Origin of the sequence: Nostoc sp. DedQUE12b, assembly GCF_034530835.1 — a bacterium.
Lineage (GTDB): Bacteria > Cyanobacteriota > Cyanobacteriia > Cyanobacteriales > Nostocaceae > Nostoc.
In genome coordinates this window covers 95,094-116,903 of record NZ_JAVRCI010000011.1, presented here as the reverse complement: position 1 = coordinate 116,903, position 21,810 = coordinate 95,094, and the positions used below count along the sequence as shown (strand labels likewise).

The 21,810-nt window shown below is 41.9% G+C and carries 20 protein-coding genes; 14 read left to right on the top strand and 6 right to left on the bottom strand.

Annotated features, from left to right (window positions below; translation table 11 throughout):
* Positions 1-10 precede the first annotated feature (10 nt).
* The 9 genes from RMY16_RS08410 (at position 11) to RMY16_RS08370 (ending at position 10,299) form a co-directional block, all read left to right on the top strand.
* On the top strand, positions 11-523 hold the full coding sequence (locus RMY16_RS08410; RefSeq protein WP_322735994.1) for a hypothetical protein: 513 nt from the start codon (positions 11-13) through the stop codon (positions 521-523).
* Positions 523-795: a hypothetical protein gene (locus RMY16_RS08405; RefSeq protein WP_322735993.1), complete on the top strand. Its 273-nt coding sequence runs from the start codon at positions 523-525 to the stop codon at positions 793-795. The genes RMY16_RS08410 and RMY16_RS08405 overlap by 1 nt, the downstream gene beginning before the upstream one ends.
* Positions 777-1,319, top strand: a complete 543-nt coding sequence (locus tag RMY16_RS08400; RefSeq protein WP_322735992.1) for a hypothetical protein — start codon at positions 777-779, stop codon at positions 1,317-1,319. The genes RMY16_RS08405 and RMY16_RS08400 overlap by 19 nt, the downstream gene beginning before the upstream one ends.
* 74 nt (positions 1,320-1,393) lie before the next feature.
* Positions 1,394-1,603 carry a hypothetical protein gene (locus tag RMY16_RS08395; RefSeq protein WP_322735991.1) on the top strand — a complete coding sequence of 70 codons (210 nt, stop codon included), beginning with the start codon at positions 1,394-1,396 and terminating at the stop codon, positions 1,601-1,603.
* 12 nt (positions 1,604-1,615) lie between these two features.
* Positions 1,616-1,918, top strand: a complete 303-nt coding sequence (locus RMY16_RS08390) for a hypothetical protein (RefSeq protein WP_322735990.1) — start codon at positions 1,616-1,618, stop codon at positions 1,916-1,918.
* A 1-nt stretch (position 1,919) separates the two neighbouring features.
* Positions 1,920-2,135: a hypothetical protein gene (locus RMY16_RS08385; protein WP_322735989.1), complete on the top strand. Its 216-nt coding sequence runs from the start codon at positions 1,920-1,922 to the stop codon at positions 2,133-2,135.
* Between the two features lie 302 nt (positions 2,136-2,437).
* Complete coding sequence (locus RMY16_RS08380) at positions 2,438-3,622, top strand: IS110 family transposase (RefSeq protein WP_322735988.1); 1,185 nt, start codon at positions 2,438-2,440, stop codon at positions 3,620-3,622.
* 596 nt (positions 3,623-4,218) lie between these two features.
* On the top strand, positions 4,219-9,540 hold the full coding sequence (locus tag RMY16_RS08375) for a Calx-beta domain-containing protein (protein WP_322735987.1): 5,322 nt from the start codon (positions 4,219-4,221) through the stop codon (positions 9,538-9,540).
* Positions 9,541-9,834: 294 nt separating this feature from the next.
* Positions 9,835-10,299, top strand: coding sequence for a helix-turn-helix domain-containing protein (locus tag RMY16_RS08370; protein WP_322666794.1), 465 nt, complete (start codon positions 9,835-9,837; stop codon positions 10,297-10,299).
* A 214-nt stretch (positions 10,300-10,513) separates the two neighbouring features.
* On the opposite strand, the gene gatA is transcribed toward RMY16_RS08370, so the two are convergent.
* Complete coding sequence (gatA, locus tag RMY16_RS08365) at positions 10,514-11,971, bottom strand: Asp-tRNA(Asn)/Glu-tRNA(Gln) amidotransferase subunit GatA (protein WP_322666793.1); 1,458 nt, start codon at positions 11,969-11,971, stop codon at positions 10,514-10,516.
* Here gatA and RMY16_RS08360 point away from each other — a divergent pair.
* The 3 genes from RMY16_RS08360 to RMY16_RS08350 all read left to right on the top strand — a co-directional run bounded on the left by RMY16_RS08360 (position 11,970) and on the right by RMY16_RS08350 (position 14,474).
* Entirely contained in the window at positions 11,970-12,095 is a 126-nt protein-coding gene (locus RMY16_RS08360) for a hypothetical protein (protein ID WP_322666792.1), read from the top strand. The genes gatA and RMY16_RS08360 overlap by 2 nt on opposite strands.
* 227 nt (positions 12,096-12,322) lie before the next feature.
* Positions 12,323-13,675: an OB-fold nucleic acid binding domain-containing protein gene (locus tag RMY16_RS08355; RefSeq protein WP_322666791.1), complete on the top strand. Its 1,353-nt coding sequence runs from the start codon at positions 12,323-12,325 to the stop codon at positions 13,673-13,675.
* 202 nt (positions 13,676-13,877) lie between these two features.
* Positions 13,878-14,474, top strand: a complete 597-nt coding sequence (locus RMY16_RS08350; protein ID WP_322736015.1) for a hypothetical protein — start codon at positions 13,878-13,880, stop codon at positions 14,472-14,474.
* Between the two features lie 114 nt (positions 14,475-14,588).
* On the opposite strand, the gene RMY16_RS08345 is transcribed toward RMY16_RS08350, so the two are convergent.
* The 5 genes from RMY16_RS08345 to RMY16_RS08325 all read right to left on the bottom strand — a co-directional run bounded on the left by RMY16_RS08345 (position 14,589) and on the right by RMY16_RS08325 (position 19,077).
* A complete protein-coding gene (locus tag RMY16_RS08345; RefSeq protein WP_322735986.1) occupies positions 14,589-15,191 on the bottom strand; it encodes a heme-copper oxidase subunit III in 603 nt (200 codons plus the stop codon).
* A gap of 95 nt (positions 15,192-15,286) precedes the next feature.
* Positions 15,287-16,948: a cytochrome c oxidase subunit I gene (gene ctaD, locus RMY16_RS08340; protein ID WP_322735985.1), complete on the bottom strand. Its 1,662-nt coding sequence runs from the start codon at positions 16,946-16,948 to the stop codon at positions 15,287-15,289.
* A gap of 13 nt (positions 16,949-16,961) precedes the next feature.
* The gene (locus tag RMY16_RS08335) at positions 16,962-17,888 is read right to left on the bottom strand and encodes a cytochrome c oxidase subunit II (protein WP_322735984.1); all 927 of its coding nucleotides are present in this window, start codon (positions 17,886-17,888) and stop codon (positions 16,962-16,964) included.
* 74 nt (positions 17,889-17,962) lie between these two features.
* The gene (locus RMY16_RS08330) at positions 17,963-18,580 is read right to left on the bottom strand and encodes a DUF2231 domain-containing protein (protein ID WP_322735983.1); all 618 of its coding nucleotides are present in this window, start codon (positions 18,578-18,580) and stop codon (positions 17,963-17,965) included.
* Complete coding sequence (locus tag RMY16_RS08325) at positions 18,577-19,077, bottom strand: DUF2231 domain-containing protein (RefSeq protein WP_322735982.1); 501 nt, start codon at positions 19,075-19,077, stop codon at positions 18,577-18,579. Before RMY16_RS08325 ends, RMY16_RS08330 begins: the two co-directional genes overlap by 4 nt.
* A gap of 827 nt (positions 19,078-19,904) precedes the next feature.
* Here RMY16_RS08325 and RMY16_RS08320 point away from each other — a divergent pair.
* Positions 19,905-20,876: a metal ABC transporter substrate-binding protein gene (locus RMY16_RS08320; RefSeq protein WP_416211655.1), complete on the top strand. Its 972-nt coding sequence runs from the start codon at positions 19,905-19,907 to the stop codon at positions 20,874-20,876.
* A gap of 150 nt (positions 20,877-21,026) precedes the next feature.
* The gene (locus tag RMY16_RS08315) at positions 21,027-21,806 is read left to right on the top strand and encodes a metal ABC transporter ATP-binding protein (protein ID WP_322735980.1); all 780 of its coding nucleotides are present in this window, start codon (positions 21,027-21,029) and stop codon (positions 21,804-21,806) included.
* The last annotated feature ends 4 nt before the right edge of the window (positions 21,807-21,810 follow it).

Sequence of the window (21,810 nt, the reverse complement as noted above, 5' to 3'; positions counted from 1 at the left end):
GGAGTAAACAATGGGAATCCTTGCACGCATTACCAACGCTGCAAAATCCAGCAACAAAAGTAATGAGCCGTCCTTCTCCACTGGGGCCCACGGCATAGATAAAAATCGGGTGCTATCTCCAACAGATCCAACCGTCATTAACCCAGTGAATGCGGGGAATTGGGAGACTGTCAGGACAGCACCTGTCAATGATACACCACGTTACTTTAATAAGGCTGAGGCTGATGCACTCAAGCGAGTTGCAACTCAAAAATCACTTGAAGCGCGCCAGGCGAAACGCGCTTACAAATCCCTGAAAAAACTCGAACAATCGGACGCACAGGTACACACTGCCCATCGTAACTACATCAAAGGAGTTGCAGACAGCGAACTCACTAAAAAACGGTCTGACGCAACGACTGCAAGGCATCTGCACACGCTCAGACCAGAATATGCAAAACTGGGTTTTGGTTTAGACCGCGCTGAAAACAAGGCACAGCAACGAATTGACGAACTCAAAGCCAAAATCAAGGAAAAATACTAATGGCAAAGGCGGTACACCTGGGGGCTTGGTTCCTACTGGGGTGTATCGCCTCTAGCTTTGTGGCTTGGCTAGGGGCGCTGCATCCTGCTTTATTCCGTGTGATGTGGGTTATCTACATCATGTCTGGTGTTGCATTAGCGCTTGCATTGCTGACAGATGACGCGGCGAGACAGTTTCTCAAGCTATCTGAACCAGATTATTATGCTTTGCTGATTGCGATCGCAGTTTCGATTGTTCTGGGAGGGATGCTGTCATGGCTGATCGGTGGCTAAAAACTAACTGCTTGTTAGCCAGTGCAACAGCTTTTTGGCTAGCTGCGCTTTCTCCTTTACCCCAAATCGGCAAGGGAATCAGCTACAGCTTGGCACTTGTTGCATCAGTGCAACTAGTCGGAGAATCGCGGCGACTTATCGCCCAGGATGCCCGACGTGCAGCGCTATCAGCCATGAACCAAGAACTAGAACAAGTAGAAATTGGGTTGCACACCCAACAGCAAGAACAAGCGCTCTATGAAATTTACGGCGCTGCACCGACTTACCCGCCGGAAGTCAAGGAGGAGCTAACTACCAGCCTGGAACACTTATATAAGGAACCGAGCGCGGATCGAACTGGTGAAACTTCCGCTTCCACGAACGTCGATAAAGCCTTCTATTTGGCTGTGAAGTCACTACTGGAAGTTAGAGGGGAGACTTATGTGATTGAGCAAATTTTCAAAATGGGTGGCCGTCGCTGGGAGGAGGGCAAGCGGCGATTGCAGCAGATATTGCAGCAAGGCAAGCAGGAGGAGTGGGACTAATTTAAAAGCGATCGCGCAAAGCGCAGGAGTGCGATCGCAATTTCATTTACCAATGTCAAAAATACACATTAGTTATGACTGTTCAACCTAACTGCCCAAAATGTGGCGAATTGATGGATGATTTTTTTGATGATGGTGTGAGGAAGTGGGAATGTCCAGTTTGTGATGAAGAACTTGAAGCATATTTAGATCGCGAACAATGCCCATCCTGTGGTTCAGAATTAATTGTTTGGGATGAGATGGAAGAAGCAGATCGTTGTGAAATATGCGATTACATGTTTTGAACGGGTATTAATATGTATGGTTTTGATGGTGAAACTAAAGGACTAAAAATTATTCTGAAACGAATTGCCAGCAATGATGATTCAGGAAAATTAACTCACAAAGAAGTAAGAGCTTACGCCAGATGTATGCTTGCAATTTTTGAATTTTTGAGAATAGATACAGAGTTAGAAGCAGAAATCAAATTTTTGCTTGCAGCGCTTTCTAGAAGTGGCATTCCTCATTACGAGTGCTCGTTCATAGCTTTGAAAATATTGGAATTACTCGAACGAAATGACTTGTTAAAAATTCAAGAAACGTCAAACGAACATTTTTAATATGACTAAAACTCCAAACCTTCCAGAATCAGCAAATATTCCAGAAGCAGACCCAACTTGGGATTACTACATTGAATGGCACAAGCTAATTAGGGCTAAAGCTCAGTTAGATAAATTAATTGAGTTTATCTCAAAGGTTGAAAATGCCACAGAAGAAACTCAAGAAATACTAGTAAAGGACTTACACTCACTTACCGACACTCTCGAAAGCATATAACCGCCTGATGAGGCTACCTGACACAGTAGCCGAAACGGTGGCTTTCTCCACCGTCGCGGACGGACTCCAAATCCGACGTACAGCACATACACACAGCAGCTTAGGGCTTTTTGTATGAATCAAGCTTTTACGGCTTTCCTAATTTCATAAGCTCGGCTGCTGTGAGTGCGCTGTTCCCTCCCTATGTCGCCGCAGTTCGCGCTGCGGCATTGCCTTGAGAGTGAACTAGGCTGTTGTGGCCTTCGGGTGATTCGCAGGCATTGACAAAGGGAACAAGACGAAACCACCCAGAGGAGAACTGAATGATTAGAATTTTGGGGCTTGATATTAGCAAGTCCTCAGTTTCGGCTTGTCTGCTTTTGGAGAAGCCCGAAGATCCACGTCAATTTTATTATGAATGTCCGTTTTTTAAGTTGAGCACTGATGCAAAAGGTATTCAAGATTTACTCGCGCTCAATGCGGACATTGCACTACTAGAACCAACTGGCAATAATTACAGCAAACTTTGGGGTACTCACCTGGCCCGCGCCGGGGTAGAAGTTCGGCTGGTAGGTCACAAAGAACTGAGGAATTATCGAGCTAATCACCTGGCATTACCAGACAAAGACGATGATGCTGATGCCCTGGCGCTGGGTTGCTATTACTTCGATTACCAAAAAGACCCGCGCCGATTTGTGCAAATACGCGATCGCGAAATAGTCAGAATCCGCGAGTTGGTTTTGCGGCTGGCACATCTCAACCGCGTTCAGTCTCCGATCATGAATCGTGCGCGTCAGGATTTGGCGTGGCAGTTCCCAGAGGTGGCACTAGTGCGTTCACTTCGCGGTGAATCTGGTGAACCCCCTTTATTGTGGGGTTGGCTTGCTGGAATTCGCAAAAGTACGCGCTATGACCGCCTTTACTCTCAAACTGTCGGTTTGGGAATCACTCAAACAGTTCGAGAACACGCAAAACGGATCTGCGACCTCCAGCGCGAGGAACACGTCATCGAGGCAGAGTTGCGAGAATTGCTTGCTGATGTTCGGTTTGACCATTACCGCGCCGTTTTTAAAAAGTTTGGGTTTGGCGATCGCCTAACTGCGATCGTTCTTTCCCAGATTTACCCCATTGAGGGATTTTTAGTAGATGGCAAGCCAGAGGTAAAGATGCGCCAGGGGCGAAACTCCAAAAAGCCCACCAAACGCCACCTTTCATTGAGAAGATTTCAAAAAGCCCTCGGCGCTGCTCCGTCCCTCGAAGCATCCGGCGATAGCCGCAAAGCCAAAGTAGTAGGCGGATCGGATTTGTGCCGTAAATCTCTCTGGCAGTGGGTATTTACCAGAATTGAACCCAAGCGATCGCGCCTCAAAAATGATATTGGTAAAATCTTGGGTGAACAGTTAGACACTGAAAAAGCAGCGGGTCGTCCTGTGAAGCTCGTTAGGAATCGTGTTGCAGCCAAAGGAGCGCGGTTACTGTTTAGAGAATTAGTTAAAGGTTTGAAGTGACAAAAAGGGAATCATGGAATATTACGTAGTTGAAACATACTGTTGTCAATTGAGGCGCTTTTTATACAAGATTAAAAAAAGCATTGGCAATGATGATAGCGTTATTTTTATTTCAGATAGCTATGAGTGCTGCAAGGAGTTTGTTCAATCTCAAGAATCGGCATAACGACATAAAGATTACGTCCCATGCTCCTAAATTGTCTAGAGTGAAATTAGAAGTACGCGATCGCACTTAGACCACAGTTTTAGCTATCCAAAAAGGATTAGTAGTACCAGAACTGTTAATAAAGCTAGATATACTCAAATTTCAATCAATCTATCTATCGTTATTTAAGTGAAAATGCAGTTGTATTGTCACTAGACTTAGTATAAATTGCTATAAACAAAAGCTGTGACTAAAAAACAGCTAACTTTATTCAAGGCGTGCTTATACAACAACTAAAAATATTGCGGTTTTGTCTGATTAAATAAAAGGTTTAATTACCGATTTCATTCCCAAATGAAATCGAATGCAGCGTCATCCACTTTCTATTTTGTTATGCACGATAAATATTACTAAGCCAAAACTAATAAATTATATTTAAGGAATAATAATTATGATAAAAAAGCCAGAAGATTCTCATCCTAAAACCAAAAATAAGTCTAATATAAAATTAATAGATGCAAGCACAAATATTGTTTTTATAGATCCAAAAGTTATAGATTACCAAAGCTTCATGGCTGGTATCACACTCGGCAGTGAAGTTGTTATTCTTGATGCCAATAGAGACGGTTTAACACAAATTACCGAGTTTATAGCAAAACGTGAATCCAATTCAGTTCAATCAATTCACATTGTTTCCCACGGAAGTCTGGGGAGTTTGCAACTAGGGTCAATAAACTTCAACCTTAGCAATCTGGATAGCTACAAAAATCAGTTACAAAAGTGGGCAAGTGCTTTAACTGATAAAGCTGACATCCTACTTTATGGCTGTGATGTAGCCAGTGGTGAAGGCACAAAATTTGTACAGCAGATTAGCCAAATTACTGGAGCAGATGTTGCCGCTTCCACTGACAAAACCGGAAGTGCAGCTTTAGGTGGCGACTGGAATTTAGAAGTGAAGACAGGGAAAATTGAGGCTTCTCTGGCATTTCAACCTAAAGTAATACAGGCTTATCAATCGATTTTGCCAGCTAGTTTTACTGGCACATACTCTCAAAATTTTAGCTCATTAGCTCTTTCTGGAACACCAGCTTGGGTTAATGATTCAACTATTTCGGGCTGGTATTCTACGAGAACAACTTACAGCCCTGGTACTGGCAGTAATAACACAGGTGGATTGTACAGTTTTGGTAGTGCTAATAACCCAGACCGGGCACTTGGTTCTCTAGCTTCTGGTTCTACAGGAACTATTTATTATGGGTTGCGACTCCAAAACAACACAGGTTCAGCAATTACTAAGTTGCAAGTAAGTTACACCGGTGAACAATGGCGTAATGGTGGTAATACATCACAGCAACAGTTGAAATTCAGTTATCAAACTGGGTCAACTATCACAAGTTTAACAACAGGAACATGGACGCCTGTCACCTCGCTAGATTTCACCGGGCCAATTGCAACTGCAACTGCGGGGGCCCTAAATGGCAATTTGATTGCCAATCGAGTTGTTATAACGCCAGTAATATTTAATCTAGCGACCCCAATCGCTAACGGTGAAGAGATTATATTGCGTTGGGAAGATATAGATGATGGAGGCAACGATCATGGTTTAGCCATTGACGATGTATCTATCAAAGTAGATAACACCACCTACATAGTAACTAACACCAATGACAGTGGTATTGGCTCGTTAAGGCAAGCTCTTATCAATGCCAATAACGATCCAGGGATTGAGACAATTATCTTTGATCAGACTGGGATATTCGGTGATGCTACCCCCGACACTATTACCCTCACTTCTGGGCAATTGAATATCACTGAAGGAGTGATCATTCAAGGAACTGGGGCGAATAAACTCACCATCAGTGGTAACAATACTTCCCGTATTTTTAATGCTAGTGCCTCCCTCTCAATTGATGGGTTGAAGATAACTGGGGGAAATGCAGGCAGTAGTAATGGTGGCGGCATCTACAGCACTAGTAGTGTCACAGCTACTAATAGCACTATTTCTGGCAACACAGCGAACACTAGCGGCGGCGGCATCTACAGCACTAGTAGTGTCACAGCTACCAATAGCACTATTTCTAGCAACACAGCGAACACTAATGGCGGTGGCATCTACAGCAGCACTACCACACTTATTAATAGCACTGTTTCCAGTAACACCGTAAAAGTCAACGGCGGCGGTATCTATTCTGGCGGTGGCACCATAAGTAATACCACTATATTTGGCAACACCGCTGATAGCGATAACAATAACGCAGGTAATGGTGGCGGTATTTATAGATCTGCTGGTACTTGGAGCATCAGCAACAGCATCATTGCTGGCAATATTGATTTAGGCAATCAAGGAGCCGATATTTCTGGTGCCAACTTCAATGGTAATGGTTACAACCTGATTGGCAAAATTACTGGTAAAATATCGGGTACTTTGGGTACGGGTACAGATATTATTAACCCCAACCCCGGACTCAAACCGTTAGGAGATTACGGTGGTTCGACACAAACTCACGCTTTATACTTTAACAGTCCTGCCAGGAATGCTGGCGATCCGGCTTACAATAGTAGCTTAACTACCGACCAACGCGGCACAGATTTTAACCGTATTGAAAGCGGCAGAATTGACATTGGAGCATTTGAATATGTGCTTCCAAAAGTCAGCTTTGGTGCTGCTACGTACAATACAACAGAAGATAGTACTGCCACTACAGTAGCTATTTCTGTTACCTTAGATGCCTCTCCTGAAACGGCTGTCACAATTCCTATTGTCGTTAAAAACAGTAGCACGGCTACTAGTGGCAACGATTACACTTTTTCCCCCACTACCATCTCCTTTACTGCTGGGGCAACAGGCGCAAATTTAACACAGCTAATTACTTTTACTATTAACCCAGACGATTTACCTGAGAATGCAGAAACAGTTGTACTTAACTTCGGCACGCTAACAGGGGTTGATTTAGGAACAATAACTGAAACCACTCTAAATATTGCTGCTAATGATGCGATTCAATATGCAATTTCCACTCCCACCTCAACTTTAACTGAAGGTAATAGTGGTACTCAAGCTGTTAGCTTCACAGTTACTCGCAGTGGTGGTATTGGCGTGGCTAGTACTATAAATTATGCTTTTAACGGTGCGGCAACTTTTGGCAGTGACTATAACAATATTCAGGTTACAGGTGGAGGAACTACTACATCCGGAACTTTAAGCTTCGCTGTTGGGGAAACAACAAAGACAATTACAGCCGATGTTTTGGGTGACAACACATTTGAACTCAATGAAGACATTACTATTATCCTGAGTAACCCCAGCCTCATAACTGGAGCGCCAAATTCCACAATTACTAACAGTTCGGCTACAGTAAACATCATCAACGATGATAGCCAACCAACTATCAGCATCTCGGATATCTCAGTTACTGAAGGCAACACAGGTACAACAACTAATGGTAACTTTACTATCAGTCTTTCTAATCCTAATTCTCAACAGATTACTGTAAATTACAACACTAGTAATGGTACTGCTAATGCTGCTGACTCTGATTACAATTCGGCTTTAGGGACGATTACTTTCAATCCTGGCGAAACTAGCAAAACTCTTAACATTGGTGTTGTAGGCGATAACAAATTTGAAACTGACGAGACATTTTCTGTCAATCTTTTGGATGCAACCAATGCCGCGATCGCAGATAGTTTAGGAGTTGCTACCATCATCAACGATGATAATCAACCAACTATCAGCATCTCGGATGTCTCAGTTTCTGAAGGTAACATAGGCACAACAACTAATGCCAACTTTATTGTCACTCTCTCCAATGCCAGTTATCAGCAGATTACTGTAAATTACAATACGAGTGATGGCACTGCTCAAGTTGCTGACTCTGATTACAACTCTGCTTTTGGGACGATTACTTTCAATCCTGGTGAAACGAGCAAAGTTATTAGCATTGGTGTCATCGGTGATAACAAAGCTGAAACCAACGAGACATTTTCTGTCAATCTTTTGGGTGCAACAAATGCCGCGATCGCAGATAGTTTAGGAGTTGGTAACATCAGTGATGATGATAACCAACCAACTATCAGTATCTCAGATGTCTCAGTTTTTGAAGGTAACATAGGTACAACAACTAACGCTAATTTTACTATCAGTCTCTCTAATCCTAGTTCTCAGCAGGTTACTGTAAATTACAACACGAGTGATGGCACTGCTCAAGTTGCTGACTCTGATTACAACTCTGCTTCCGGGACAATCACTTTCAATCCTGGCGAAACTAGTAAAACTCTTAGCATTGGTGTCATCAGTGATAACAAAGCTGAAACCAACGAGACATTTTCTGTCAATCTTTTGGGTGCAACAAATGCTGCGATCACAGATAGTTTAGGAGTTGGTACTATTATCAATGATGATAACCAACCAACTATCAGCATCTCGGATATCTCTGTTACTGAAGACAACACAGGTACAACAACTAACGCTAACTTTACTATCAGTCTTTCTAATCCTAGTTATCAGCAAGTTACTGTAAATTACAACACGAGTGATGTTACTGCTCAAGTTGGTGACTCTGATTACAATTCGGCTTTCGGGACGATTACTTTCAATCCTGGCGAAACCAGTAAAACTCTTAGCATTGGTGTTGTAGGCGATAACAAATTTGAAACTGACGAGACATTTTCCGTCAATCTTTTGGGTGCGACAAATGCTGCGATCGCAGATAATTTAGCAGTTGCTACCATCAGCAACGATGATAATCAACCAACTATCAGCATCTCGGATGTCTCAGTTTCTGAAGGCAATACAGGCACAACAACTAATGCTAACTTTACTATCACTCTTTCAAATCCTAGTTATCAGCAGGTTACTGTAAATTACAACACGAGTGATGGCACTGCTCAAGTTTCTGACTCTGATTACAACTCTGATTCAGGAACAATTATTTTCGCTCCTGGCGAAACTAGCAAAACTCTTAGTATTGGCGTCATCGGCGATAACCAAAGTGAAGCCAACGAGACATTTTCTGTGAATCTTTCAGGTGAGACAAATGCGACGATCGCAGATAGTTTAGGAATAGCTACCATAATTGATGATGACAACTTAACAACTGTCAGTATCTCGGATGTCTCAATTGCTGAAGGTAACACAGGCACAACAACTAATGCTAACTTTATCGTCACTCTCTCCGCAGCGAGTTTACAGCAGGTTACTGTAAATTACAACACGAGTGATGGCATTGCTAAAGTTTCTGACTCTGATTACAACTCTGCTTCCGGGACAATCGTTTTCAATCCTGGCGAAACCAGCAAAACTCTTGGTATTGGTGTCATAGGTGATAACAAAACTGAAACTAACGAGACATTTTCTGTCAATCTCTTCGGTGCTACAAACACCACAATTACTGATAGCTTGGGAGTGGCTACTATCATAAATGATGACCAACCCCCAGCCATCAGCATTGCAGATGTATTAGTCAAAGAAGGCACAATAGCAATGATAACTAATGCCAATTTTGTCGTCACTCTCTCGAATGAATTCTATCAACCGATAGCCGTAAATTATAGTACGAGTGATGGTACTGCCCAACAATCTGACTCGGATTACAATTTCGGGTTTGGGACAATTGTTTTCAACCCTGGCGAAACTAGCAAAGTTATTAGTATTGGCGTCAGAGGTGATAATAAAGTTGAACCCAATGAAAGATTTTTTGTCAATATATATGGTGCAGCAAATGCCATATTTAATAATCACCAAGCAGTTGGCACAATCAATAATGACGACTAATCGTTATTGAGCAGAACATTAGCGATCGCTGCAATTATCCCAGCCCAGAGTAGCCGTTAGCAAAATACTTATACTATAAGTTACAGCTTTTTGACTTTTTCGCCTTCCTATTTGCTATTTAAGTATTAATTGTAGCTTAATACATACTTAGCTTTAGTTCGATTACCATTTTAAAATCCAGGATTAAGCCATTATCAAAAAAATTTATCCTAAAATCAAATATCCAGTAAATTTACGTATGCGGATTGAAGTCTTCTCAATGAATAGTAGAATTAGCCCATACAGGAGAAGACTGTGACGCTCTTAAATGAAGCTCAAGTAGAGCAACTAAAGGAAATAACCACACGCTTGCGACAAGTAAGACAAGAAAAATCTATCCGCATAGAAGAAATAGCCTCTCAGACAATGCTTCGAGTAGGCATTTTGCAAGCTTTAGAAGAAGATCGATTTGAAGAATTGCCTGAACCGATTTTTCTGCAAGGATTCATTCGTCGTTATGGAGATGCTTTAGGGCTGGATGGAAATGCTTTATCGTACAGCCTTGTAACCAATGTTGTCTGTCAAGATTCTAAAAATGCTCACCACAATTTAGAAAACAAACAAAATACATACATACCTCTTGTTCTGACCTATATTTTATTATTGGTCGGTGCATCTGCTGGTCTTCTTCATATACTTAATCCACAACTTACAGCTGAATCCCTGACTCCAGAAGATAATAATCAACAGTCAATAGTCAGCAATCAGACTAACAAATGACCAAGAAGGCAAAGGAAGTGGAGAGACGTGATTAATCGCGTCTCTACCGAGTAAAGGAAAAGAATCAATAACCAATGACAAATGACAATTTTCAAGATATAGCCGTAGTCACACAGATTAGGACAGTGTTGATTGCTCAAAGTCTTGAAACAACTGGATTTTTATTCAGCACGGGCTAAACGCCCCGCTACCGCTAACAGCACTCAGCACTTAGCTATATTTGCGGTTTACGCAGATGCCAAGTAGTAGATTGCTCATAAGCATAAGCTATCTGAAATAATTGGTCTTCTCGCAGAACATTGCCAATTAACTGTAATCCTATCGGTAGCCCCTGTTCGTCAAAACCACATGGCAAACTTAAACTGGGTAAACCAGCAAGATTCACAGGAATAGTCATCAAGTCAGTTAAATACATACTCAAGGGGTCAGTAGTTTTTTCCCCCGCTTTGAATGCTGTAGTGGGAGATGTGGGACAAACTAACACATCAACCGCGCCAAAAGCCTTTTCAAAGTCTTGCTTAATCAAAGTACGGACTTTTTGCGCTTTCAGGTAATAAGCGTCATAATAGCCAGCCGAAAGGGCGTAAGTGCCAATCATAATCCGGCGTTTAACTTCTGTACCAAAACCAGCGGCACGGGTACGAGTGTACATTGATAGCAGATTATCTGCATCAGGAGCGCGATATCCATATTTCACGCCATCGTAACGAGCCAGGTTTGCTGATGCTTCGGATGGGGCGATGATGTAGTAAGTGGGTAAGCCATAACGGAAGCGGGGACAGGAAATTATATGAATTTCCGCTCCTAAACTTTGTAGTTGATCTACTGCTTTAGTAACAGCTTGTTCCACTACAGGGTCTAAACCTTCACCAAAAGTTTCTTTAATGATACCAATTCTCAGTTGACCTCTGGGTTTGAAGTTTGGTTTTAGGCTAGCAGCATAATTGGGAATGGCAACTTTTAGACTGGTAGAGTCTTTGGGATCGTAACCTGCGATCGCACTTAATAATATTGCCGCATCTTCTACCGTGTTTCCAAATGGCCCAATTTGATCCAAAGACGAAGCGTAAGCCACCAAACCATAACGAGAAACCAAACCATAAGTTGGTTTCATCCCCACAACACCGCAGAAAGACGCAGGTTGGCGAATCGAACCGCCAGTATCAGAACCGAGAGCAACTACACATTCTTGAGCCGCCACCGCCGCCGCCGAACCCCCTGAAGAACCACCTGGAACTCGTGACAAATCCCAAGGATTAGCCGTGACTTGATAGGCAGAGTTTTCTGTCGAACTACCCATTGCAAACTCATCCAAGTTGGTTTTGCCTACCATTACCGCCCCAGCATCTGCCAATTTTTGCGTCGCCGTTGATTCATAAGGCGGCACAAAATTTTCTAAAATCCGGGAGGCGCAGGTGGTAGGAATTCCCTTGGTACACATATTGTCCTTGATACCCACAGGAATGCCTGCTAGTAGCCCAATTTCCTCTCCTGCGGCAATTTTGGCATCCACAGCACCCGCCTGCTCTAATGCCCGGTCTGCCGTCACACATAAAAAGCTATGCAATTTCGGCTCTAACGCTTGAATGCGCTCTAAAGCTTCTTGGGTAATTTCGACGGCAGAACGTTCTTTTTTAACCAGCTGTTGGTGCAACTCGCGGATGGATGCCATGATTGCTCTCTTTATGACTCAAGTCATTGATTCTAGTACATATTGGTCAAAATTGGGTATTGGTTATTGGGCTTTGGGCATTGCTTATTCTCGTCTGCTCGCCATTCCCCATTCATCTGACTAAGCGGATTAATATGTATTGAAATGTGTTTAATAAGTTTTGAAAAACAGCAAATACATGGCTATCAACCGTCTATTGAATAGTTTGCCAAAGTTTTCATATATATTTGCTACTTTTGTGTAAGAGTATAGCAGTGTTTTCTAATGATATAATTTTGTATTATAAGCTTATTAATACTACAAACTTCATAATTTTATTCAATTCCACAAAATTTTTCGAGGTAAGGTAGGATGATAAAAATATCCACACGTAAATATTTAGGCAAACAAAATGTTTATGACATTGGGGTTGAGCGTGACCATAATTTTACGATAGAAAATGGCTTTCTAGCTTCCAATTGTTTCAATAAATCTCATTCAACAGCCTATGGTTATGTAACATATCAAACAGCATATTTAAAAGCTAATTACCCATTGGAATATATGGCGGCGCTGTTAACAGCTAACAGTGGTGATACGGATAAGGTACAGAGATACATTACTAACTGTACAAATATGGGGATATCCATAGATCCGCCAGATATAAATCGTTCTGGTGTTGATTTTACGCCAACGGCAGGCAAGATTCTGTTTGGATTTTCGGCAGTGCGTAACGTAGGACAAAATGCGATCGCTTGTATTTTGGAGGCGAGAAATGAGACAGGAGAATTTAAATCACTCGCTGATTTTTGCGATCGCGTCGATTTACGTGCTGTTAATCGCCGAACTCTGGAATCGCTGATTTACTGTGGAGCCTTTGACAAAATTGAATCCAACCGCCAACAGTTAATTAACGACTCAGAATTAGTGTATGATTGGGCACAATCTCGTGCGAAAGATAGAGCTAGTGGTCAAGGGAATCTATTTGATTTATTGGGCGACGGCTTTTCTTCGACTCAGAATAAAAGAGCAAATAATGCCTTTGAAACTGCTCCTAAATCTAAACCTGTGACAGATTTACCCCCACAGAAAAAGTTGCAGATGGAGAAAGAATTATTAGGCTTTTATGTATCAGATCATCCACTGAAATCCTTACGGCAAATAGCACCACTTTTGACACCAATTAACCTTTCGCAACTGGGAGAACAAAGGGAAGATACAAGACTTTGTGCAGTTGTCATGTTAAATAACGTCAAAAAAGTGGTGACTAAAAAAGGCGATCAGATGGCAATCTTGCAAATAGAAGACCTAACTACACAATCAGAAGCTGTAGTTTTTCCAAAAACTTATGAACGCATTAGTTCTTTACTCCAAGTTGATACTAGATTGATTATTTGGGGAAAAGTAGACCGACGTGACGAGCAAACTCAATTTATTCTTGAAGATGCAGAGCCAGTGGAAACAGTACAAATGGTAATGGTGGAATTAAATCCCCAGCAAGCAGGCAATATGGAAGATTTACATCGCTTGAAAACGATTTTACAAGACCATTCAGTAGACAAAGAAAAGGCAAAAATGCCAGTGATTGGAATTATTCAAACTGAAACTTCTCGTAAACTTGTTCGCTTAGGTTGGCAATTTTGTGTACAAGATTCCAGAATTACCGTTCAAGCTTTGCAAAACGCCAGTTTTCCTGCTCATATAAAATCGCTGACTGGTAGCTGAGTCCAGGAGTCAAAAATCCACCAATACTGAAAAGCAACTTAAAAATTCCTTTGATTGAACTGTCAACAGTAAATTGCCTTAAGTATCCAGGATTTTAATCGTTTTTTTAGTTACTTATGCGGATGATAATTTCCTTGAGATAGTGGTATCTTTTGATGCTAAGACCCTTAAGGCTGCGACCGGGGGAAGGAGTTAGAACTTGATGATTGTCAACGAGCTACATAGATTTGTTTCATACTGTAAAAAAATTCAACCCCAAACTCACGAGGACATTCAAAAATTTTTTGAAGGAGTGATATTATTTCCTTATGATAAGGAACTTCTATTGCAAGCTTATTTATTTCTGAATATTAAAGAATTGTTTCCCTCGTGCGCTGAATTGCTGTTATTTGAAAAGTCTCCAATTTCAGATTATACAGATTTAGGAAAGTGTGATTTTGTCTTCCTAACCTTTAAAGGTAGTCTTTTTTTAATTGAAACTAAGTTTATTGATACAGAAGCAACTGGAGCAACAGAACGAAAAAGAAGAAATAAGCATAGAAACAAGGTATTTGAGCAAGTTATTACTTTAAAAGGTCGATTTAGCGAATATTGGAATATGAGGCTAGATCAATTAGAATGCGGGGTTTTCACAACAGATGCAGAAGTTGCTTGGCGAGGAAATGGTGTGAATGTCACATCTAAATCAATATCTATAGATAAGCTCGAACAATGGCGAAGAAATTATCATAGTAGTGAAAAATTTTTATCTCATCAAGATGGGTCAAAGTTTGAGGAAAAGGTGAATTTGAAAGGTTGAACTAAGACCTAAACATAGTTATTACAGTGAATGGTGTATGGGGCATAAAAGTCATTAACAATGCCACATACACCAACCCAGAGAAATTATCTGGGTTTTCCTTCCCATCAATCTTTACTGCCAAACATAGATAAGGACAAACAAAATAATCCAGATAACATCGACGAAGTGCCAAAACAATGAAGTTGCATTGACGCCGAAGTGACCTGTATCGTAATTGCCAGGTAGGAAAGAACGTACCAAAATTATCAACTGCAACAAAATACCAGTGAAAACGTGCAAACCGTGGAAGCCTGTCAGTAGATAGAAGGTTCCACCAAATACCCCGGAGGTGAAACCAAAGGCGAGGCCGTTCCATTCAATCGCTTGGCCAACTAAAAAGTAAGTTCCCATTGCCATTGTTGCCAAGAGAAATAGGCGAAATTTCACTAAGTCGTGGCGTTGAAGGGCACGTTCTGCTAAGTAAATTACAAAGCTACTAGCGACAAGAATTACTGTGTTGATTGTCGGTTCTTTTATTTCTAGTCCAGAAACACCAGCTGGTAGCCAGTTAGGGGTTGTTGTTTTGTAGATGGCATATCCAGCGAAAAAACTTAAGAAGATGACGCTTTCTGACAGGAGGAAAACGATGAAGCCAAACATTTTGTTGCCTTCTTCGTCGTGGCTGTGTTCTGCGCTTGTATGGTGCAATTCTTCGGAATTGATATAGCTGTCCATTTTGCTTTTTGAGGGGGGAATTTGAAACGCAAAGTAACGCAAAGGGAAGCGCAGAGGTAAGCGGAGGGTTTTTGCGTCTTCCCGATAGTTTGCGTTTATTCTGGGAGGTTGGCTGTTAAGGGTTCTGATTTGCCGTAGCCGTAAGGTTCGGAGATGATGATGGGAGTTTCTTCAAAGTTTTCTACTGGGGGTGGTGAAGAAACTAACCACTCTAGTCCGATTGCTCGCCAAGGGTTTGCGGGTGCTTTCTCGCCTTGCATCCAAGAAATCACCATGTTGAATATGAAGGGCAAGGTGGACATTCCTAAGAGAAATCCGCCGAGGCTAGCGATGATATTCCAGAATTGATACTCTGGGGCGTAGGAAGCAACTCGGCGTAACATTCCTTGCAATCCTAATGGGTGCATAGGCAAAAAGTTGAGGTTGGTGCCGATGAAGGCTAACCAAAAGTGGATTTTACCCCAGCTTTCGGAGTACATCCGCCCAGTCATTTTGGGAAACCAGTGATAGATGGCAGCAAATAAGCCCATCGTCACGGTGCCGTAGAGGACGTAGTGGAAGTGTCCGACGACAAAGTAGGTATTGTTGACGTGGACATCGACTGGTACTGAAGAAAGCATGATGCCTGTGATTCCTGCGAACACAAACATGATTAATCCGCCCAAGGCAAATAGCATGGGGGTATTTAGCCGCAGTTTACCGCCCCAAATAGTTGCTACCCAAGCAAATACTTTAATTCCCGTGGGTACAGACACACACATCGTCGTCAGCATGAAAATCAACCGCATCCAGCCTGATGTACCACTGACGTACATGTGGTGTACCCAAACAATGCCGCTTACTCCTGCAATCAAGATGGATGAAATAGCGACTACTTTGTAACCAAATAGAGGTTTACGTGAATAAACTGGGAAGATTTCTGAGAAAATCGCAAAGACAGGCAGAATGATCACGTAAACGGCGGGGTGGGAGTAGAACCAGAAGTAATGCTGGAACATAACTGGATTCCCGCCCTTGCTGGGGTCAAAAAAGCTCGTGCCAACTGTGAGGTCGAGTAGCAACATCACCGCGCCTGCTGTTAGTGCAGGTAGTCCGAATAGTTGGATAATCTGGGCGCTAAATACTCCCCAGACAAACAAGGGCATCCGAAAGAAGCCCATTCCTGGGGCCCTCATCTTCACGATTGTGGTGACAAAGTTTACTGCGCCCATAATTGAGGATACGCCGGATATTGCCACCGCTAAAAGCCAGAGAACTTGACCATTAATCAAGTTACCTGTGGGATTCTGGAGACTAACTGGCGGGTAAGACCACCAGCCGGCTTGGGCTGGGCCACCAGGGACAAAGAAGCTAGCCATCATGATAATCCCGACTACTGGCACCATCCAGAAGGCGACGGCGTTAAGGCGGGGAAATGCCATATCTCGCGCCCCAATCATCAGGGGTACTAAATAATTGGCAAAACCAACCAGTGAGGGAAATGTCCACAAAAACAGCATTATAGTGCCGTGCATGGTGAACATACCGTTGTAGATGGTGCGATCGACTAAATCTGATTCGGGTGTCATCAGTTCTCCCCGCATCACCATTGCAAAGATACCGCCGACGAGAAAGAAGAAGAATGAGGTAACGAGATACTGGATACCAATTACCTTGTGGTCGGTACTAAAGCTGAAGTATTCTTTCCAGCTACTCGGAGATTCGTGGTTAGGCTTCTCATCAGGGAGAAGAATACCTTCAATAGGAACATTAGTCATAGTTACTTTCCTTTCAACCAGGTGAATTGACTAGAGGAGGTGCAGCAGGTGGAACTGTAACCCAACCAGTTTGGACTGATTGATTGGATGTTTGAGCATACTCAGAAGCTGCCTGATTTTTTGCTACGGTTGGCTTTTGGGTTGCAGCTTGTGCTAGCCATTGCTGATAATCTTCAGGAGATTCGACAACTACATTCGCCTGCATCGTCGCAAAGTATGTACCGCTATATTGAGAATCGGTCAATCGGTATTGTCCGGGGCGGATGGGAGTAAATTCAAAGTCGATCGCATGGTTGGGAATAATATCCTGCTTGAGGCGAAATGCAGGTATATAGAAGCCGTGGAGAACGTCTTGTGATTTCAGTGCTAAACGTATCCGGCGATCGCTAGGTAAATGCAACTCGGTACTGGTAATATCTTTTTCGGGATAATGAAAAACCCACGCCCACTGTTTAGCTAGTACGTCGATTTTTTCTACAGGTTCCGCTAAAGCGTTAGCTGGTGCATTATTTGGTTCTGCATGAGCCGATTGCATTGCTAGCGGATTATGCAAATGAACTAATTCCGATGGCCCTTGAATCCCCATTTGTTCGTAAACTTGGTAGCTGTAGCCTGCAATCCAAAACACCAAAAGAATTGGAATTGCTGTCCAGACAACTTCTAGGGTGATATTACCTTCAATTGGGGGGCCATCAGTGAAGTCATCTTTGACTGCCCGATGGAAGACGACAGAATACATTAGAGTACTTGTTACTCCCAAGAAGATAAAGGCACCCAGGGTTACTAAGAAGCTAATCAAATCATCAATTAGTAGGGATTCGGCCGCTGCTTGGGGGGGAAGCCAAAAGTAAGCTTGCTTCCCGATCCAGAGACTCGTAACAGTCACTGCGATCGCGCCTGTAAGCAGCGTCAAAATATTTAAAATCTTCTGGATTTTCATGGTCTTTGGTTATTGGGCATTGGGTATTGGGTATTGGGCATGGGGCATGGGGCATTAGTCAAAGGACAAATGACTTATTTGAGTGTTGTGTTGAGGTCTTGGTGCGATCGCAGCAAATTATCTGCTGTATTGTGTACGCCAAATTCGGCGGCTAGTTGCGCTCCTAGTGTGCCGTGGATGTACATAACGAACATGATTGCAATGCCTGCGAACAGATAGATCCATTGCACTTCTCTATCTGTCTGTTTATATTCTTGTTTGCCCCAAACGAAGCGCTGCCATGCTCTCCAGATGGTCATGCCAACAATCAGCGCTAATAAGAACACACCACCCACACCATGCCAAAGCATAGTTTCCATTGCCTGCAATCCCCAGGCACTCTTCAGATCCGCTGGTGGTGTTGCCAACAGCATTTCGTAAAAACCTGCTCCCACTGTGAAAAATGTGATGATGCTGGCAGCTAACATGTTGTACCAGCCAACAGCAAATAAGTTGTCACGTTCGACAGTAATTGCCAAAAATTTGAAGACCCATTTTTCAAAGGGGAACAGAACACCGACAATATCAAAGGTCATTCCAATGATGAACAAACCTATTGTCAAATGGACTAAGTTGGGATGAATGGGAATTGTGTAAGGTAATCCGTTTGCGCCTAAAGAGCCGCTCAATTGATCAATTAATTCTGAGTTCATCGCAACAGACCATCCTTTACTGCTTCCACAACTGGTACGGTATGCAATCCATACACCCAAACAAGTTCATCTCCGAGATATACTTGTAAGCCAACTATTAAGGTTAAAATTAGTCCGGCTCCCAAATAGTAAATCGGTACTTTTTTCGGATTGCGGGCACGAATTACATAGCGCCAAGCTGTAATCGCTGTGATAATTCCTGAAAGCGACCAACCAATTAGCGTATGCAAATTCAGCACCGATTTCGCTAAACTGTAAGGCTGTGCTAAACCCGCTTCAAACTGACCAAAAATAATCGCGACGAAGATGGCGATCGTGGCAACTAACATATTCCACCAACTCACCTCAAAAAGACCGGATTTACCAGTAAAATAGCCAATTACATCGCAGAAAAAGGAAAACAACACCATCGCAATTACGAAGTGGACAACGATGGGATGAATCGTATCTGGATAGGGCAAATTGTGGTCGTTCAAAGATGTCAAATACTCAAGCATCGTCTTCTCCTGGACATATCTACCGCACTTTGGTCAATAAATTTTGGATTTTGGATTTTGGATTGGCGATCGCGCAGTCTTAGTGAGCGTCTTTTAGATTTATTCCGTCCCAGACGAGATATAAACTAGAAGACCCTAATCAAAAATCTAAAATTGCTAGTCAAGCTTCAATAATTTATGGATACTCACTAACATCACCACAAGTATCCATCCATAATTGATCGGATTCTGTTCAATATCTGCGTGGTTCAATACGCTTAATCATGTCTTAGCTTTTTGTAGCCAAATTTGGTTAAATTGCCTACATGGAATAATTTTTGTTTTGATTCATTTCCTTATGCCAATAGTCTGCAACAGCAATTCTTGATGTAGCTAAATCAAATCGCTGTCGTTTGTTGATTTGCTTAACCTATCCTTTAGCTTAAGTAAATTTTTATGAATTGTCAAAACAATAAATATTAAACTTTTAAAAGTTAGTTGTTTAACAAAAAAATATTTTCATAATGTATTTAGTTTTGCAATTTATAAAATATAAAAAAGTCGAAATATCATATTTGTCTGTAAAGTATTTCACAATAATAAAATATTTGTTTGTGATGTAAATAACAAAAATATTTTAATCACTCAATAAGCCCTTTAAAAAGACAAAAGTAAGGAATCAAGGTTAAGTCAAAACTCAGAAATACAGTTTATTGCAATAAGTTCGCTTTTTGGCTCTAATATTATTTTCATAATTATTTCATTTTTATCTTACTTCTGCTAAAGTGAGACAAAAGTGAGAAGATTATGAAATTGCTATAATGATATTTAATATCAATAACTTTCAGATGCAACTACCGCAGCACGGACAAAAATTGGCTGTAGCGTCTGGGCTGCTATTGTGGCTATGTTTGAGTGGGTGTAGCCCGTCAATCTCCAATTCTCAACCACAGTTAAGTCCAAACCCAGGCACAACTAACACCAACCTAGATAAAAAAGGTAAAAAAGTAGTTCTTACCACCTTTACAGTCATTGCAGATATGGCGCAAAACGTGGCAGGAGATAAGGCGATTGTTGAATCTTTGACCAAACCAGGGGCAGAAATTCATGGTTACGAACCAACTCCTAGTGATTTGGTGAGGGCGCAAAAAGCAGACCTAATTTTGAATAATGGTCTGAATTTAGAGCGTTGGGCACAGAAATTGTATAACAGTGTCCCTAATGTCCCTCACGTTACCTTAAGTGAGGGAATTAAGCCTGTTGAAATTGCGGAGGATGCTTACAAAGGGAAACCTAATCCCCATGCTTGGATGTCACCAGAAAATGCCTTAATTTACGTAGAGAATATTCGTAAAGCATTGGTTAATTTGGACTCAGCGAATGCAGAGACTTATAACACCAATGCCAAAGCATACAGCCAAAAGATTAAGGAAGTTGATGAGAAACTGCGAAAAGCCGTGTCGGTAGTTCCAGCAGACAAGCGCTACATGGTAAGCTGTGAAGGTGCTTTCTCATACGTCACCCGCGATTATGGCTTAAAAGAAGCTTATCTTTGGGCAGTCAACTCTGAACAACAAGCTACTCCCAAACAGCTAGAAAAAGTCATTGATATAGTTAAAAAAAATAAAATACCTGTAGTTTTCTGTGAAAGTACAGTAAACGATGGAGCGCAACGTCAGGTAGCTAGAGAATCGGGAGCAAGGTTTGGTGGAGTGTTTTATGTTGATTCCCTATCTCCAGCAAACGGGCCAGCACCAACTTATCTCAAGTTGCTAGAAGGTAATATTAATACTCTAACTCAGGGATTAGAGGAAAAATGAGCAAGTATGCAAGAATAAATCTAACTATTGAAAATAAGCTTGTAGTAACGAATTTAGTCCTATTTTGTTCTCTGGAAAACGTTACGTCTTTGGAAAGATGACTAGAGCCGCTCACTACAAACTATTAATTTATTTTAGAGGTGATTTTTTGTGAAATCTATTAGTATTGATGTCGAAAATTTGACAGTTTCTTATCACGGCAAAGTTGCTTTACATGGTGCTTCTTTGCAAATTCAAACAGGTTCAATCAGTGGCTTGGTGGGGATGAATGGTAGCGGTAAATCAACCCTATTTAAGGCAATTATGGGTTTTTTGAAACCAGTTACAGGACGGGTTTTGATTAATGGATTACCGATAAGAAGTGTGCAGAAAAAAAGCTTGGTTGCTTATGTACCACAGTCAGAAGAAGTGGACTGGAATTTTCCAGTAAGTGTCCATGATGTGGTGATGATGGGACGCTACGGATACATGAATATACTGCGAATTCCATCGGCGAACGATCAAAGAGTGGTGAGGGAAAGTTTGGAAAGGGTTCAAATGTGGTCGATGCGCGATCGCCAAATTGGAGAACTCTCTGGGGGACAGAAGAAACGTGCCTTTCTTGCCCGTGCTTTGGCACAACAGGGAACAGTTTTATTATTAGATGAACCTTTTACTGGGGTAGATATCAAAACAGAAAAAGCGATGATTGACTTATTGCTGGAATTGCGAGAAGAAGGTCATACAATTTTAATTTCTACCCATGACTTAGCTTCTATCACTACTTTTTGTGACCAAGTAGTACTCATTAATCGGACTATTCTAGCTTATGGTGATACATCCGAAGTCTTTACAGAAGAGAATCTCTCACGGACTTTTGGCGGTTCTCTAGGAGATTTATCTCTCAGCAAAAGTCAGATAATCCGTGGAAGTAAAAGTGAATCGGATTAATGGA

What these genes read in the sequence shown, in the direction of transcription:
- RMY16_RS08410 (WP_322735994.1), top strand. Translation starts at nt 11, where the DNA reads ATGGGAATCCTTGCACGCATTACCAACGCTGCAAAATCCAGCAACAAA.
- RMY16_RS08405 (WP_322735993.1), top strand. Translation starts at nt 523, where the DNA reads ATGGCAAAGGCGGTACACCTGGGGGCTTGGTTCCTACTGGGGTGTATC.
- RMY16_RS08400 (WP_322735992.1), top strand. Translation starts at nt 777, where the DNA reads ATGGCTGATCGGTGGCTAAAAACTAACTGCTTGTTAGCCAGTGCAACA.
- RMY16_RS08395 (WP_322735991.1), top strand. Translation starts at nt 1,394, where the DNA reads ATGACTGTTCAACCTAACTGCCCAAAATGTGGCGAATTGATGGATGAT.
- RMY16_RS08390 (WP_322735990.1), top strand. Translation starts at nt 1,616, where the DNA reads ATGTATGGTTTTGATGGTGAAACTAAAGGACTAAAAATTATTCTGAAA.
- RMY16_RS08385 (WP_322735989.1), top strand. Translation starts at nt 1,920, where the DNA reads ATGACTAAAACTCCAAACCTTCCAGAATCAGCAAATATTCCAGAAGCA.
- RMY16_RS08380 (WP_322735988.1), top strand. Translation starts at nt 2,438, where the DNA reads ATGATTAGAATTTTGGGGCTTGATATTAGCAAGTCCTCAGTTTCGGCT.
- RMY16_RS08375 (WP_322735987.1), top strand. Translation starts at nt 4,219, where the DNA reads ATGATAAAAAAGCCAGAAGATTCTCATCCTAAAACCAAAAATAAGTCT.
- RMY16_RS08360 (WP_322666792.1), top strand. Translation starts at nt 11,970, where the DNA reads ATGATTGCTCTCTTTATGACTCAAGTCATTGATTCTAGTACATATTGG.
- gatA (WP_322666793.1), bottom strand. Translation starts at nt 11,971, where the DNA reads ATGGCATCCATCCGCGAGTTGCACCAACAGCTGGTTAAAAAAGAACGT.
- RMY16_RS08355 (WP_322666791.1), top strand. Translation starts at nt 12,323, where the DNA reads ATGATAAAAATATCCACACGTAAATATTTAGGCAAACAAAATGTTTAT.
- RMY16_RS08350 (WP_322736015.1), top strand. Translation starts at nt 13,878, where the DNA reads ATGATTGTCAACGAGCTACATAGATTTGTTTCATACTGTAAAAAAATT.
- RMY16_RS08345 (WP_322735986.1), bottom strand. Translation starts at nt 15,191, where the DNA reads ATGGACAGCTATATCAATTCCGAAGAATTGCACCATACAAGCGCAGAA.
- ctaD (WP_322735985.1), bottom strand. Translation starts at nt 16,948, where the DNA reads ATGACTAATGTTCCTATTGAAGGTATTCTTCTCCCTGATGAGAAGCCT.
- RMY16_RS08335 (WP_322735984.1), bottom strand. Translation starts at nt 17,888, where the DNA reads ATGAAAATCCAGAAGATTTTAAATATTTTGACGCTGCTTACAGGCGCG.
- RMY16_RS08330 (WP_322735983.1), bottom strand. Translation starts at nt 18,580, where the DNA reads ATGAACTCAGAATTAATTGATCAATTGAGCGGCTCTTTAGGCGCAAAC.
- RMY16_RS08325 (WP_322735982.1), bottom strand. Translation starts at nt 19,077, where the DNA reads ATGCTTGAGTATTTGACATCTTTGAACGACCACAATTTGCCCTATCCA.
- RMY16_RS08320 (WP_416211655.1), top strand. Translation starts at nt 19,905, where the DNA reads ATGCAACTACCGCAGCACGGACAAAAATTGGCTGTAGCGTCTGGGCTG.